The following is a 14,837-nucleotide window of genomic DNA, read 5'->3' on the forward strand; positions in this document are numbered from 1 at the left end:
GTACCCCCAGGGTGCCGCGCCAGGCGGCGCTCGTCCCACCCGGCATCACCAGGAAAGGGCACAACCCACATGCGCAGAACCATCACCAGAGGCATCGCCGTGATCGGCGCCGCCGCGCTGCTCGCCCTGGGCACGGCGTGCTCCAACGAACGCGAGGGCTCCACCGGCAAGGACACCAGCGACGCCAAGGGCGGCTTCGCGCAGGACGCCCTGGTCGGTGTCGCGCTGCCGGCGAAGACCTCGGAGAACTGGGTGCTGGCCGGTGACCTGTTCACCAACGGCCTCAAGGAGGCCGGCTTCAAGGCCGACGTCCAGTACGCGGGTGCCTCGACCACCGTCGCGGACCAGCAGGCGCAGATCTCCTCCATGGTCACCAAGGGCGCCAAGGTCATCGTCATCGGCGCGACCGACGCCTCGCAGCTGTCCACCCAGGTGGCGCAGGCCAAGCAGGCCGGTGCGACGATCATCGCCTACGACCGCCTCATCACCAACACGCCGGACGTCGACTACTACATCGCGTTCGACAACTTCAAGGTCGGTCAGCTGCAGGGCCAGGCGCTGCTGGACGGCATGAAGGCGAAGAAGGCCAAGGGCCCCTACACCATCGAGCTGTTCTCCGGTTCGCCGGACGACAACAACTCGAAGGTCTTCTTCGATGGTGCGATGGAGGTGCTCAAGCCCGCCATCGACAAGGGCGACATCGTTGTCGGTTCCGGTCAGACCGACATCAAGCAGACCGCGACCCAGGGCTGGAAGGCGGAGAACGCCCAGAGCCGGATGGACTCGCTGCTGAACTCCACCTACAACGGCAAGAAGAAGCTCGACGGCGTGCTCTCGCCGAACGACACCCTCGCCCGCGCGATCATCACCTCGGTGAAGGGCGCCGGCAAGCCGGTCCCGGTCGTCACCGGCCAGGACTCAGAGGTCGAGTCGGTGAAGTCGATCATGGCGGGTGAGCAGTACTCCACCATCAACAAGGACACCCGCAAGCTGGTCGCCGAGACCATCAAGATGGTCCAGGCCCTGCAGAAGGGCGGCAAGCCGACGATCAACGACACCAAGTCGTACAACAACGGCAACAAGGTCGTCCCGTCGTACCTGCTCCCGCCGGTCATCGTGACCAAGGAGAACGCGGCCGAGGCCTACGCCAACGACCCGAAGCTCTCCCCGCTCACGAAGTAGTCGCGCACACCGCTGCCACCGCTGCCACCGGTGCCCCGGGCCTCGCCCGGGCCACCGGCGGCAGCCGCGTTCCGGCGCCCGCGGCATGTCGCACCGTGCGATGTGCCGCGGGCCGCAGGTGGCGGGCGCCTCGGCCACCGGGCGTCCGGTCAGGGGCAGCGCAGAAGACGGCGAGCGCCGATGCCGTCGTCGTGGATGAGCCGGATCTCCATCCTCCCGGCGCCGCCGGGCCCCCGCAGGCACGGGGCGTCGATCTCGTCACCGGCCATGGAGATGGCCGTCTCCTTCGCGTCCATGGCGTCGTTCGCCTGATCCACCACGTAGTAGAGCCACGTGGCCGTGGGTCCGCGGGTGCGGACCATGAACCCCGCCAGCCACTTTCGGCTCCCGCCTTGCCGAGCTCCTTCGATTCCGAGGAACCGCGTTGCAGCAGCCAGACGGTGGCGAAGATGTAGAGGAAGAATTGCAGGTACTCCGACTGCCAGTTCTCTGTCACGTCGACGGCGAAGTCGGAGGACGTCAGGTAGGCGCCCAGGGTGACGGGTGCCAAGCCGTCGGTGACGAGCTGGTTGTTGAACTCGGCGTGGCCGGCTATCGCTTGTCCTGCCAGGGCAAGCAGAAAGGCCGACATGAAGGCGAGGCCGAGGCTGTTGTCGCGCACGAAGCGCCACGCGCGCAGGTGCGCGGGGACGCCTTTGCCGCCGGTGCGGGTGGGGCCGCTCATCGGCGCATCAGCCCCAGAGCCATGAAGTACGCCAAGCCGACCGCGATCAGCACAAGGGTGCCGACGAACATCGTCCGCATGGGTCTCACCTGCCCTTGATCTCGCACTGGTAGGGCTGTCGCGGCACCGGCGTGCACCCGGCGGCGCTGATCTTCCAGCCGGTGGGGAAGTGAGCGAGGAAGACGGTGTCGTGCTCCAGGATTACGCGCGCCTGCCCGCCGTAGACGTCGACGTGCCGTACCGCACCTGCCCTGGGCAGCTTCTCCTGGGAGATCGCGTCGTGACACGGCTGTCCGGCTGCCTGCTCCAGTTCGTCACGAGTGGCGGGAGCCAGGGCGGCGCACCCTTTTCCGGGCCGCTGGGCACCAAGAGCCTGCTCGAAGCGGACCACAGCCGTTGACGCATCGTCCCGCCGCTCAGCCAGGGTGCCGCAGGCGCTCACCACGGCGACCAGCGTGATTGCCGTCATCGTCCGGTAGCGCCTTCGATCGAGGCATCCCGCCTCCGTACAGGTTCGGCAGGACCGGATCCTGCCCCGTCCGACTCCTCTCGTCGGCTACCCGGCAGCGCGATCTCCATCCCTGGCATCCGGTCGAGCCCCTCCGGCGTGCCCCTTCCTCCGACAGGACGAGTCGGCCCGCCGCGCCGACCGGCCGGCCGGCTCTGGCGAAGCACATGGTTGCCTGATGGTCACCCGACCGTGACGGGCTGCCCTCCAGAACGACGCGCGGACCCCCCGGACGCAGCGGGGTTTCAGGCCGCGAGTTCGGCCCAGTGCGTCGCGTGGCCGGTCTCCTTCCGGTTCACCGTGGGCCGAGGCCACCTGGTGCACGATGGACAGGCCCCGGCCGTGTTCGCTGTCGCTGCAACTGGCGGCCCATTCGCCCTTGGACGCGGCGGGCCCGCCGTCTGTGACCTCCACGCGGACCTGGCCGCCGGGGGAGTCCCGGTCGACATGCAGCACGATGGGTGGCCGGGCGTGCTCCACGGCGTTGGTGACGAGTTCCGAGACGACCAGCAGGACTTCGTCGGCTGTCTCTGCGGGCACCTTCCAGCGCTGGAGAGCTTCCCTGGTGAGCCTGCGCGCTTCTGCGGGCGCCGCGGGCCGGTGGGCCAGCGTCCAGCGTTCTTCCTCGGCCGACGGGGATCGCCGGCCCGGCTGCTCCCCCGCGTCGACGGGTTCCATCCTGTCCCCTTCGTTGTACCTATGGGTACAACGGTTCAGGAAGCCCGCGGATTCCGGGGGCGCGGGCTACGTGCCCCGGTCGCGGTAGCGCAGCAGGACGCCTATTCCGTCGTCCAGGGCGAGAGTGCTGCGGGGCACGACCACCAGCTCGGCACCGGTGCCCGCCGCCGCGCGGACCAGAGCGGCTCCGGCGGGTTCCTCTCGGGCGGACGACACACCGAAAGCCTGCAGCTCAGGCGCCGAAACGGCGATGTGGCACGGCTCGGGGCCCGCCCACAAGCGGTCGGGGAGCGGGGCGGTATCGTTGATCAGGACGGCAGCCGCCTGCGCGCGCTGCAGTGCCGTGACGACTGCGGCGGTTCCCTCGCTCGCGGCACGGTCCCTGGCGCGCTGCGCGAGATAGGCCTCCAGCCGGGCCTGGTCCGCGGCGTTGAGCCGGGTTCCGAGTTCGCGGGCGAGCTGCTCCTCCAGCAGGGCCCGGTCGGGTGTGCCCCCGGGGTCGGTGGTGTCGACCGTGACGAGGCTCTTCCTCAATTGTTCCGGCATGCGGTTGACCAGAACACCAGGTGTCCAGGGGTCACTCGGGTCCCGGGCCAGCACCAGTACCTCGGCGCCGCCGCGCTCGGCGAGGTCGGCCAGATCCGCCGCGAGCTGGGGCGCGGTTCGCTGCCATTCCTCCACCGGTACGGTCTGCCTCACGGCCAGGTCCGCGTCGATGCGGCCGGCCGGCCATCGCTCGCCCTGGGCGGCGACACGGATGCTGTCGCCGTCCTCTGTGCGGCCGACGAACAGGGCCAGATAGGGAAGGTCCGGGGCGCGCTGCAGCACCAGCGGCAGGGCGTCGGGCAGCTCGTCGACGTGGGCCGTGTCGCGTGCGGGCGGCGCGGGCAGCTCCTCGGCCAGTACGAGCTCACCATGAGATGCGAACAGGGCCTGTCCGTGCCGCCCGGGCAGATCGTCGTCCATGCCCACCGCGGCGTGCAGGGCATGGACGGTGGCGCGGTCGGCGCCGTGGGCCGTGAGGTCGTCACGCAGATGGCGCCAGCGCAGTGCGATGGCCCTGTCGGGTTCCTCGATGTCCCGGGAGGTGTCCAGGTAGGTGCTCGCCCACGGGCCCGGCCGGTTGTACAGCGGTTGCAGGAACGACAGCTTCATCAGGGCGCCTCACAGACCGGGCTCCTGTGGCCGCCCGGCGACCGGGGCCCGCGGTGGTCGGTGTGCCGGCAGCCGGTGCCGGTCCCTCATGAGCGTGTCCTTACCCGCACGGCCGATCCTCATGCGTCGCGGCGTGAGTGCGCACGCAGCCGAGCCGGAAGAGCGCCGGCCCTGCTGGTGCGGGTGCGTCGCCGGGCTCAGCGAGGTCATGCCGGTCCACACGGCCCCTGCCGGGGCCCTCTGGCACACGCCGGTCCGGGAGGACACCGGCAGAGGGGCGGCGAGCCGCCGTGCCCGGGCGGTTCCCGCCACCTCGCGGGCCGCCCGGGCCGCCACGGACCTCAGGTGAGGCAGCCGACGTGCGCGAGGGCCTGCCGGAGCAGAACGCCCTGCCCGCCCGGCATCTCCTGCTGCAGCTGCGGCGACGACGCCTCCTGCGGGGTGAACCACACCAGGTCGAGGGCGTCCTGCCGGGGATGGCAGTCGCCCGCCACTGGGACGACGTAGGCCAGGGACACCGCGTGCTGCCGGGGGTCGTGGAACGGGGTCACGCCCTGCGTCGGGAAGTACTCGGCGATCGTGAAGGGCTGAGGGGAGACCGGGATGCGGGGCAGCGCCATGGGCCCGAGGTCCTTCTCCAGGTGGCGGACGAGCGCCTCGCGGACCCGCTCGTGGTGCAGCACCCGTCCCGAGACGAGGGCCCGGCTGACGCTCCCGTCCGGTCCGATGCGCAGGAGGAGACCGATGTGTGTCACCTCCCCGCTGTCGTCGACCCGTACGGGTACGGCGTCCACGTACAGGATCGGCATGCGTGCGCGGGTGAGCTCCAGGTCGTCCGGAGACAGCCAGCCGGGCGTGGTTTCGGTCATGTCGGCCATCGAGTGATCGTACGCGGAGAGCCCGCCACGTGGGGGCGATCACCGGCGTGCGCCGCGAACCTGTTCGACGCGTGCGGCCAGGGCCGTTCCCCGTCCCCCCGAGGGCCGCGGCCACGGCGGGCGGACCGGGCAAGGGAGCCGGGGCAGGGCGGATGTGATGAGCCGTCACATGTGGTGCCGCCGGACCCGTGCCGCGCGGGTCGGCCGCCCTTCCCGCTGCCGGTGCGATGCTGGAGGCGGTGGATCATCGCCCGCGGAGATGAACGGCTCCGGCCGGTCGACGGAAAGGCACTGGGTACGCATGGATCTGCGGCAGATGGAAGTGGTCGTCGCGGTCGCCGAGGAGGGCGGGTTCACCGCGGCCGCCCGCCGGCTGCACGTCGTGCAGTCCGCCGTGTCCGGCACGGTGCGGGCGCTGGAGAGGGAACTGGGCAGCGCGCTCTTCGAGCGGACCACGCACCGCGTGTCGCTCACCGCGGCGGGGGAGGCGTTCGTGCCCGCGGCCCGCGCGGCGCTACGCGCCGCAGAGGAGGCGCGCGTGGCGGTCGACGCCGTACGGGGTGAGCTGCGGGGGCAGGTGACGGTCGGCACCATGCAGGGGGTCTGGGCCGGCCTGCACCGGGCCCTGGGCGGGCTGCGTGCGGAGCACCCCGGGGTGACCGTCCGCCTGCGGCAGGCGGCGGTGGCCGACATCCGGCAGGCGCTGCGGGAGGGCACGGTCGACCTCGCCGTGGTGGCACTCGACCGGCAGCAGCAACGAGGGCTGGTGACCCGTCTGCTGTCGCGCGAGCAGATGCTCCTCGTCTCCGCGCCGGGACGCGGCTTCGCCGAGGACGACGTGGTGACCTTCGAGGAGGTCTCCCGCCTGCCCTTCGTGGACTTCCCGCCCGGCTGGGCCATCCGCTCCGAGGTGGACCGGGCCTCCCGGGCCGCTTCCGTCGAACGGGCCTCGGTGTTCGAGGTGAACGACATCGTCGCCGCCGCCGAACTGGTCCGGCACGACCTGGGCGTCTGCGTCATGCCCGCCTCGATCGCCGCCCGCTTCCCGGACCTCGCCGTCCGCCGGTTCGAGCGCCACGCGCCTTCCTGGAAGGTCATGGTGGTGAGGCCCGGCGGCGACGCGGCCCCCGCCGTCGAGGCGCTGCTGCGGCACATCACCCCCCGCACGGCGGGCGCGGGAGGCGGGTGAGCCGGCGGCTCCGGTCTCGTCGGACGCGGGACCGCCCGCCGTGCCTGCCGGAAGGCCCCGGGCACGGCGGGCGGTGTCGGTGAGCGCGGTCAGCGGGGCGGGGCCTGCGCGGCCGGGGTGTCCACGCCCCCGCGGGAGGCGCGCCGCTCCGTCGCCCAGTAGGCGAGCCCGATCAGGGGCAGGGCGGCGCCCAGGACGCTGAGCGCCGTCCAGCCGGCCGCGTGGTAGGCCAGCGACCCGAGCTGCGACCCGAGCGCGCCGCCCACGAAGAAGATGGCGATGAAGGCGCTGTTCAGCCGCGACCGCGCGGCGGCGTCGAGTTGGTACACGGTGTGCTGCCCGAGGATGAGCGTGGTCTGCACGGCCATGTCGATCAGGATCGCGGCGATGGCGACGAGGATGATGCTGTGCTGCCCGAAGCCCGCCACGGCGAAGGCCGCGGCCGCCACGCCGAAGGCGATCCCCGTGAACGGGCGTGTGAGGCCGCGGTCCGCCCAGCGGCCGGCCAGCGGAGCCACCGCGGCACCCGCGGCGCCCACGAGCGCGAAGACCGCGACGCCGATCTGCGAGTAGTGGAAGGGGCCGGTGAGCAGGAAGGACACGGTGGTCCAGAAGGCGCTGAAGGCACCGAACAGGGCCGCCTGGTACAGACCCCGGCGCCGCAACGCCGGATGCGTCCGCACCAGTCGCGCCGTCGAGCGCAGGACCTGGGAGTAGGGCAGGGAGGTCGTCGGGGCGTGCTGCGGCAGGGCGGCCCGCAGTGCCAGGGCCAGGAGGGCCATCAGGACCGCGGAGCCGAGGTAGACGTAACGCCAGCCCGCGACGTCGGAGACCAGGCTGCTGACGGTGCGGGACAGCAGGATCCCGGCGAGCAGTCCGCTCATCACCCGGCCGACGATGCGGCCGCGGGCGTGGTCGGGCGCCAGGCCCGCCGCGAACGGCACCAGGATCTGCGCGACGACGGAGGTGGCGCCGCTGACCAGGGACGCGACGAGCAGCACCGGGAAGCTCGTGGCGAGGCCCGCCACCGCCAGGGCGACCGTGGTGACGGCGAGCAACGCGGTGACCAGCCGGCGCTTCTCCAGCCGGTCGCCGAGCGGGACGAGGAAGATCATGCCGGCCACGTAGCCGATCTGGGTGAGCGTGATCAGCGCGCCGGCCTCCGCCGGGCCGAGGTGGAAGGCCCGGCTCAGAGACGACAGCAGCGGCTGGGCGTAGTAGAGGTTGGCGACGGTCATCCCGGAGGCGACGGCCAGCAGCCCGACCAGCCATCCGGGAACGCCGTGGGCGGCCCCTAGGGGTGCCGGGCGCCGCGGGGACCGGGTCATGCGGAGAGTGGGCACGAGGTCCTTCTCGTGGAGGGAACCGGCGGTGCGGTTCGGGTGGGCACAGTGGTGACGGAGCAACTCCTCGCGCTGCCCTGTCGCATGCTGCAGCGCCCGCACCAGACGATTGCTTCCCCCGTGATGGAGATGAATCCGGATGGCTGCCATCTCGATGAGAGATGACTGCAGAGATGACGGCGTTCACCGCCGGGCGGGGGAGTCCTCGTGCGGTGTGACCTCGAGGACCTCGACGGCCTCCGGCACCTGATCGGCGAAGGCGTCAGGCCGCAGCAGCCGGCGGAGCGTGGTGACCACGGGTTCGGTGTAGCGGGCCGCCAGGGGCCCGACGACGACCAGGATCAGGACGTACGCCGTGGCGAGGGGCCCGATGCGAGGCTGCGTGGCGACGGCCAGGCCCGCTATGACGATCGAGAACTCCCCGCGCGCGACGAGCGCGCCACCCGCCCGCAGCCGGCCCCGCGGATGGATACCCGCCCGCCGGGCGGCGTACCAACCGGTGACGATCTTGGTTCCGGTGGTGACCAGCGCCAGGGCCAGCGCCGGGAGTAGCACGGGCGGAATGGCCGCCGGATCGGTGGACAGTCCGAAGAACACGAAGAAGACGGCCGCGAACAGATCGCGCAGCGGCGTCAGCAGACGCCCCGCGCCCTCCGCGACCTCACCCGACAGGGCGATGCCCACCAGGAAGGCCCCGACGGCAGCCGACACCTGCAGCTTCTGGGTGATGCCCGCCACCACCAGCGCCAGCCCGAGCACGACCAGCAGCAGCATCTCGGGGTTGTCCGACGACACGGCCTTGCTGAGCAGCCGTCCGTGGCGCAACGCCAGGTACAGCACCGTGCCCACGGTGCCGAGGGCGATCGCCAGTGTCACGCCGCCGGCCGCCAGGCCCAGGCCCGCCAGCAAGGTCGTCAGCAGCGGCAGGTAGACCGCCATGGCCAGGTCCTCGATGACGAGGACGCCCAGCACCACGGGCGTCTCGCGGTTGCCGAGCCGGCCGAGGTCCGTGAGCACCTTCGCGATGACACCCGAGGAGGAGACCCAGGTGACCCCGGCCAGCGCGACGGCGGCCACCGGCCCCCACCCCAGCAACAGCGCCGCCACCGCACCGGGCACCGCGTTGAGGACGAAGTCCACGGCCCCCGACGGGTATTGGGCGCGCAGATTCGTGACCAGTTCCGAGGCGCTGTACTCCAGCCCGAGCAGCAGGAGCAGCAGGATCACCCCGATCTCGGCCCCCACGGAGATGAAGTCCTCGCTCGCCGACAGCGGCACGACGCCGCCGTGCCCGAAGGCCAGACCGGCCAGCAGGTAGAGCGGGACGGGCGAGAGCCCGATCCGGCCCGCGAAACGCCCGATGAGGCCCAGCCCGAGGATGACGGCGCCGAGCTCGATGAGCAGCGCGGTGGTGTCGTGCATCGTCACTGCCCCGCCACGATCGCGGCCAGCGCGTCCACGCCCTCACGGGTGCCGACCACCACGAGCGTGTCCCCGATCGCCAGCCGGAACTCCGGCCCGGGGGAGGGGTGCGCACTCGTCCGCCGCATCACCGCCACGACGGAGGCCCCCGTCAGCGTTCGGGCCCGGGTGTCACCCAGCGGCCGACCCGCGTACGGCGACCTCGAGCCCACCGGGATCTGCTCGGTGACCAGCCCGATGCCCTCCGTGCGCACCGCCTCGAGCGGCGTCGGGTCGAGCAACCGCGCAAGCCCGGCGGCCTCGTCGGCCTCCAACGGTACCGACATCCCGCACGCGTCGGGATCGTCGGCCTCGTAGAAACCCAGGAACCTCCGCCCGTCCTGGTGGACCACCACCGACAGGTTCCGCCCGGTGCGCGTGGTCACGTCGTACTGCGTCCCGATGCCCGGAAGGGTCGTCCGGCGTATGGGCACTGCTGTCTCCCAGACAAGTCCGCATCTCCCACGCCGGCCAGGGCCGCCGACCGCCATCACTGCCGGCGGGGCGCCCTCGGCCTGCGACTTTTACGTGCGTATTACGTTCAACCGGACGGTTCTATTCCGGTCGGCGAGCGGGGCGGGCCGTTGCCGGGACGGATGCGGCGGCCGGGCGGGCCTGCGGGATCCGGTCACTCCTCGCCGGAGAACCGTTCCCAGGCGGACTGGCGGGTGATCCCGAGGGATGCGCCGATCCGGGTCCAGGTGACGCCGCGGCGCCGCAGTTCCTGCACCCATGAGCGCGTCGGCCCGGTCGCACACTTCGCCGCCCTGCGGGTACTCCTTCCGGCCCCGGCGCCCGACGAGGGGCCGCCCGTGCGGTCGGCTTGCGGATGCGCTGTGACGGGGCCGGTGTCAGAGTCGGGAGCGACCGTGGATCCCCGAAGGGCTGTCCTTCCGCTGCCGTGGGGACGTTCTCCGATCGGGCGCGGGCCTTCGAGGCTGTCAAGGCCAGCAACGGTCGCCAGCGGGAGCCGCCTCCGCGTGCGGAGCGCGGCCGTCAGGGACATCGACCGAGAGGCCGACGTGGAAAGCTCGGATGCGGGAGCAGACACCGAGGTGGTGGAAGCGGTCGAGGCCGAACTGTCCGCCTACATGGCGGAGCGGGGCCTCACCGCATCGGATGCCCTGCCCGCGGACGCCGCTCTGGCCGGTGTCCTGACCGAGTTCGTCTCGCGGGGCGGGGCCCGGCTGCGTGCACGGTGCGTGTGGTGGGGGTGGCTCGCCGCAGGCGGGCCCACTTCCGGGGACGCCGCCCGGCTGCCGGTCCGGCTGGGCGCGGCGCTGGAACTGCTGCAGGCCTGCGCGCTGATCCACGACGACGTGATGGACCGTTCGGAGACACGCCGCGGCGGCCCCGCTGTGCACGCCCACTTCACCGAGGCGCACCGCCGGGCGGGCTGGTCCGGAGACGCGGCGGCCTACGGTTTCGCGCAAGCCGTGCTCGCCGGGGACCTGGCCCTGGTGTGGGCCGAGGACCTGCTCAGAACGGTTCCGATGGACACCGCCGTGCGGCGGCGGGTCGAAGGACTGTGGCAGTCCATGCGTGCGGAGATGGTGGCGGGCCAGCACCTCGACCTCCGCCTGCAGGCGGAGCGCTCCGACGACCCGCAGGCGGCGCTGCGCACCGCCGAACTGAAGTCCGCCCTTTACAGCGTCGCCCGTCCACTGGCCGTGGGCGCCGTGTCCGCCGGCGCGGACGACCGCACCATCGAGGTTCTGCACGAGTTCGGCCGCCGGACCGGCCTGGCCTTCCAGCTCCGCGACGACCTGATGGGCGTCTACGGGGATCCAGTGGAGATGGGCAAGCCGTCGGGCGACGACATCCGCTCGGGAAAGCTCACCTACCTGACCGCCCTGGCGGTGCAACTGGCGCGGCGGTCCGGTTCGCCCGGGGGCGAGGCTCGTGTCCGCGCCACGCTCGGCAACCCCCTTGCGGACGAGACTGAGCTGAAGGCCTTTCGCGGGCTGTTGAGGGACCTGGGCGCGGTGCAGGCGGTGGAGGCGCGGATCGCGGCGCTGACCGACGAGGCCGCCGCTCTCCTCACGACCGGGCGCCTCGCGCCGCAGGGCGTCCGCCCTCTGGCCGGGCTGGCCCGCCGCATCGGCGCGGCGGCCGTCGCATGATCCCCACCACGGTCCATCGGACCCCCGTACGTGAGGGCAGCCGCCGATGAGGACCGTTCAGGGGCGCACAGACCATGTGGTCGTCGTGGGCGCGGGCCTTTCCGGACTGGCCGCCGCCCTGCACCTGCTGGGAGCGGGCCGCAGGGTGACCGTTATGGAACGCTCCGGCGGACCCGGGGGGCGCGCCGGTCTGCTCGAGCTCCAGGGCTACCGCATCGACACCGGCCCTACGGTACTGACCATGCCCGACCTGCTGGAGGAGGCGTTCGCAGCCACCGGCGGCTCCCTCGCCTCACGGGTGGAACTGCGGGCGCTGCACCCCGCCTACCGTGCCGGGTTCGCCGACGGCTCCGCCCTCGACGTCCACACCGACCCGGAGGCGATGGAGGCCGAGGTCGCCCGGTTCGCGGGCGGCCGGGAGGCACTGGGGTACCGGCGGCTGAGGTCCTGGCTCGGTGAGTTGTACCGAATTCAGATGCGCAGCTTCATCGACGTCAACTTCGACTCGCCCCTGTCCCTTCTCACCCCCGACCTGGCCCGGCTGGCGGCGCTCGGCGGATTCGGCAGACTCCAGTCCCGCATCGCGCGCTTCGTCACGGACGAGCGCCTGCAGCGCGTGTTCACCTTCCAGGCCCTGTACGCCGGGGTGGCACCCGCCCGGGCCCTGGCCGCCTACGCCGTCATCGCCTACATGGACACCGTCGGCGGGGTGTACTTCCCGCGCGGCGGCATGCACGCCGTCGCCCGCGGGCTCGCGGCCGAGGCCACCGACGCGGGAGCAGCGCTCCGCTACGGGAGCGAGGTCGCGGCCCTGGAACGCGGTCCCGGCGGCCGGGTGACGGCCGTGCTCACCGGCGAGGGCGAACGGATCCCCTGTGACGCCGTGGTCCTCACGCCCGACCTGCCGGTGGTGTACCGGCTCCTGGGACGCGTCCCCCGCCGCCCGGTGGGCCTGTCCTGGTCCCCCTCCGCCTTCGTCCTGCACGCCGGAACCCGGCGCACCTGGCCGCAGCTGGCGCACCACACTCTCTCCTTCGGCGATGCCTGGGGGAGCACCTTCGACGAACTGACCCGACTGGGACGCCTCATGAGCGACCCCTCCCTCCTCATCACCCGTCCCACCACCACCGACCCCTGCCTCGCGCCCGAGGGCCGGCACCTGCACTACGTCCTCGCCCCGTGCCCCAATCTGGCCACCGGTCGCGTCGACTGGAGCCAGGCGGCCCCCGCCTACCGGGACCGCCTGATGCGCGACCTCGAGAAACGCGGACTCGAGGGGTTCGAGGCATCCGTCGAGACCCTGCGCACCATGTCGCCCGCCGACTGGGCCGCGGCAGGGCACGCAGCCGGAACGCCCTTCTCGGCCGCCCACACCTTCGCGCAGACCGGCCCCTTCCGCTCCCGCAACCTGGTCCGCGGCGCCGAGAACGTCGTCCTCGCCGGCTGCGGCACCGTTCCCGGCGTCGGAGTGCCCACCGTACTGATCTCCGGGAAGCTCGCCGCCGCCCGGGTCGCGGGGGACCGCGCGGTGGCACGACGGCGATCACGAAGGAGCGTCCTGTGACCGCCCGCGAACTCGACGCCGCCGGGATCACCGAGGCCTCGACGCGCGCCGCCTACACGCGCTGCCGGGCGTTGAACGCACGACACGGCAAGACCTACTTCCTGGCCACCCGGCTGCTCACCCCGGACCGCCGCCCCTTCGTCCACGCCCTCTACGGCTTCGCCCGGTGGGCGGACGACATCGTCGACGCCGGCACCGGCACCGGCCCCGCCGGTGCCGCGCCCGCGACCCGGAAGCGGGCACTGGCGGACCTGGAGACGGTACTGCTGGACGGCCTTCGCAGGGGCCGGGCGGACCATCCGGTGGTCACCGCGCTCTCCGACACCGTCCGCCGGCACCGGCTCGACCACGCGCTGTTCACCGACTTCATGGCCTCCATGCGGATGGATCTGACGGTCACCGCGTATCCCACGTACGCCGACCTGGCCGGCTACATGCACGGCTCGGCCGCGGTGATCGGCCTGCAGGTGCTGCCGGTGCTGGGCACGGTCACCCCCAGGGAGGAGGCCGAGCCCGCGGCCGCGGCCCTGGGGGTCGCCTTCCAGCTCACCAACTTTCTGCGCGACGTCGGGGAGGACCTCGACCGCGGCCGTGTCTACATCCCGGGGGACCTCCTGGCCGCCCACGGGGCCGATCGCGCCCTGCTGACCTGGTGTCGCAGGCGCGGCACCACCGACCCGCGGGTCCGCGGCGCCCTGCGCGAGACCGCCGCCCTCACCCGCGAGATCTACCGGCGGGCCGCCCAGGGCATCCCCATGCTCGCGCCCGTCTCACGCCCCTGCGTCCGAACGGCCCTGGTGCTCTACCGCGGCATCCTCGACGAGATCGAGGCCGCCGGCTACCCGGTGCTCCACCGCCGCGTGGCCGTGCCCCGGCGCCGCCGCGTCCACGAAGCCGCCCGCGGACTCGCCGGCGTCGTCTCGAGCCGCGTCTCCCACCGCGCGCGCCCTTGGCGTATGTCGTGCGATGCCGCGTCCGACACGACCGAGGAGTCGACCGCATGAGCCGCTCCGGCCGTCCGTTCCATCCGCTGGCCCTGCTCGCCGGCGGCAGGTGGGAGGATCAGCGACCCACCTGGCGGGATGCCAGGCCCGCCCTCATCGCGTCCGCACTGAAACGTGCCCAGGCGCGCCCGTCCGGCAACTGGTACGTCGTGGCCGCAAGCACCGAGGTCGTCGGGCGCCGCGTCACGGGGAAGGAAGTGGCCGGCCTCGAAGTGGTGCTGTGGCGCGACCGGCGGGGACGGGTCCGAGCCGCCCCGGGCGCCTGCCCGCACCTGGGCGCTCCGCTGTGCGAAAGCCCCGTGCGGGACGGCACGATCGTCTGCCACTGGCACGGCCTCGCGCTGAAGCCCTCGGGGCACCCGGGATGGGACCCCTACCCGGCCCACGACGACGGCCTCCTGGTGTGGGTGCGGCTGGACGCCGTCGGTGGTGAGGAACCCACACCGGCGCCGGCGGTTCCGGCACGGCCCGCCCCCGGAGCGTCACTGGCGGCCGTCATGACGGTCACCGGGCAGTGCGAACCCGAGGACGTGGTCGCCAACCGGCTGGACCCGTGGCACGGAGCCTGGTTCCACCCGTACTCCTTCGCCGACCTCAGCGTCGTGGAGACACCTGCCGCCCACGATACGGATGCCTCCGGCCCTGGCGCGGACCGCTTCCTGGTCGATGTCTCCTTCCGGTTGCGCGGACGCCTCGGCGTTCCGGTGCGGGCCGAGTTCACCGCGCCCGGGCCGCGGGCCGTCGTGATGCGCATCGTCTCCGGCGAGGGGGCCACCAGCGTCGTCGAAACCCACGCGACACCGCTCGGCCCGGGCGGCGACGGACGGCCGCGGACCGCCGTGACCGAGGCCGTCGTCGCCCACTCACCTCGCCCCGGCTTCACCGTCGCCCGCCGGGCCGGCCCGCTGCTGCGGCCGTTGATGCGACGCGGCGCCGCCCGCCTGTGGCGCGACGACCTCGCCTACGCCGAGCGCCGCTACGCCCTGCGCAGCCAGGGCCGGTTCCCCGGCTGAGGCCCCGCCGCCGCG

The 14,837-nt window shown here is 72.8% G+C and carries 14 protein-coding genes and 1 pseudogene; 6 read left to right on the forward strand and 9 right to left on the reverse strand.

Features of this window, described 5'->3' with window-relative positions; all coding sequences use genetic code 11:
- Positions 1-69: 69 nt before the first annotated feature.
- Positions 70-1,182, forward strand: a complete 1,113-nt coding sequence (locus ACRWNP_RS18095; RefSeq protein WP_431962501.1) for a substrate-binding domain-containing protein — start codon at positions 70-72, stop codon at positions 1,180-1,182.
- Between the two features lie 149 nt (positions 1,183-1,331).
- Here the strand turns inward: ACRWNP_RS18095 and ACRWNP_RS18100 are convergent, their stop codons facing one another.
- The 6 genes and pseudogenes from ACRWNP_RS18100 to ACRWNP_RS18125 form a co-directional block, all read right to left on the reverse strand.
- A complete protein-coding gene (locus tag ACRWNP_RS18100) occupies positions 1,332-1,544 on the reverse strand; it encodes a hypothetical protein (protein ID WP_431962558.1) in 213 nt (70 codons plus the stop codon).
- Positions 1,487-1,813 (reverse strand): annotated as a pseudogene (locus ACRWNP_RS18105) (DUF6766 family protein); the annotation flags it as partial. The pseudogene ACRWNP_RS18105 and the gene ACRWNP_RS18100, both read right to left, overlap by 58 nt.
- 178 nt (positions 1,814-1,991) lie before the next feature.
- A complete protein-coding gene (locus ACRWNP_RS18110; RefSeq protein ID WP_431962503.1) occupies positions 1,992-2,375 on the reverse strand; it encodes a hypothetical protein in 384 nt (127 codons plus the stop codon).
- An 87-nt stretch (positions 2,376-2,462) separates the two neighbouring features.
- Complete coding sequence (locus tag ACRWNP_RS18115) at positions 2,463-3,092, reverse strand: ATP-binding protein (protein ID WP_431962505.1); 630 nt, start codon at positions 3,090-3,092, stop codon at positions 2,463-2,465.
- Between the two features lie 66 nt (positions 3,093-3,158).
- Positions 3,159-4,247: a hypothetical protein gene (locus ACRWNP_RS18120; protein ID WP_431962507.1), complete on the reverse strand. Its 1,089-nt coding sequence runs from the start codon at positions 4,245-4,247 to the stop codon at positions 3,159-3,161.
- 341 nt (positions 4,248-4,588) lie between these two features.
- The gene (locus tag ACRWNP_RS18125) at positions 4,589-5,125 is read right to left on the reverse strand and encodes an NUDIX hydrolase family protein (RefSeq protein ID WP_431962509.1); all 537 of its coding nucleotides are present in this window, start codon (positions 5,123-5,125) and stop codon (positions 4,589-4,591) included.
- Between the two features lie 301 nt (positions 5,126-5,426).
- Here ACRWNP_RS18125 and ACRWNP_RS18130 point away from each other — a divergent pair, with 301 nt between their 5' ends.
- Positions 5,427-6,314: a LysR family transcriptional regulator gene (locus tag ACRWNP_RS18130; RefSeq protein ID WP_431962510.1), complete on the forward strand. Its 888-nt coding sequence runs from the start codon at positions 5,427-5,429 to the stop codon at positions 6,312-6,314.
- An 89-nt stretch (positions 6,315-6,403) separates the two neighbouring features.
- Here the strand turns inward: ACRWNP_RS18130 and ACRWNP_RS18135 are convergent, their stop codons facing one another.
- The 3 genes from ACRWNP_RS18135 to ACRWNP_RS18145 form a co-directional block, all read right to left on the reverse strand.
- The gene (locus ACRWNP_RS18135; protein ID WP_431962512.1) at positions 6,404-7,657 is read right to left on the reverse strand and encodes an MFS transporter; all 1,254 of its coding nucleotides are present in this window, start codon (positions 7,655-7,657) and stop codon (positions 6,404-6,406) included.
- Positions 7,658-7,840: 183 nt separating this feature from the next.
- Positions 7,841-9,079, reverse strand: a complete 1,239-nt coding sequence (locus ACRWNP_RS18140) for a cation:proton antiporter (protein ID WP_431962554.1) — start codon at positions 9,077-9,079, stop codon at positions 7,841-7,843.
- A 2-nt stretch (positions 9,080-9,081) separates the two neighbouring features.
- Entirely contained in the window at positions 9,082-9,552 is a 471-nt protein-coding gene (locus ACRWNP_RS18145; RefSeq protein WP_431962514.1) for a cation:proton antiporter regulatory subunit, read from the reverse strand.
- Positions 9,553-10,140: 588 nt separating this feature from the next.
- Here ACRWNP_RS18145 and ACRWNP_RS18150 point away from each other — a divergent pair.
- Genes ACRWNP_RS18150 through ACRWNP_RS18165 form a run of 4 tightly spaced genes read left to right on the forward strand, consistent with a single transcriptional unit; the run spans position 10,141 to position 14,822 of the window.
- Positions 10,141-11,241 carry a polyprenyl synthetase family protein gene (locus ACRWNP_RS18150; RefSeq protein WP_431962516.1) on the forward strand — a complete coding sequence of 367 codons (1,101 nt, stop codon included), beginning with the start codon at positions 10,141-10,143 and terminating at the stop codon, positions 11,239-11,241.
- 46 nt (positions 11,242-11,287) lie between these two features.
- Positions 11,288-12,805: a phytoene desaturase family protein gene (gene crtI / locus ACRWNP_RS18155; RefSeq protein ID WP_431962518.1), complete on the forward strand. Its 1,518-nt coding sequence runs from the start codon at positions 11,288-11,290 to the stop codon at positions 12,803-12,805.
- A complete protein-coding gene (locus tag ACRWNP_RS18160; RefSeq protein ID WP_431962520.1) occupies positions 12,802-13,809 on the forward strand; it encodes a phytoene/squalene synthase family protein in 1,008 nt (335 codons plus the stop codon). The genes crtI and ACRWNP_RS18160 overlap by 4 nt, the downstream gene beginning before the upstream one ends.
- The gene (locus ACRWNP_RS18165; RefSeq protein WP_431962522.1) at positions 13,806-14,822 is read left to right on the forward strand and encodes a DUF5914 domain-containing protein; all 1,017 of its coding nucleotides are present in this window, start codon (positions 13,806-13,808) and stop codon (positions 14,820-14,822) included. Before ACRWNP_RS18160 ends, ACRWNP_RS18165 begins: the two co-directional genes overlap by 4 nt.
- Positions 14,823-14,837 lie beyond the last annotated feature (15 nt).

Origin of the sequence: Actinacidiphila sp. bgisy160, assembly GCF_965342435.1 — a bacterium.
Lineage (GTDB): Bacteria > Actinomycetota > Actinomycetes > Streptomycetales > Streptomycetaceae > Actinacidiphila.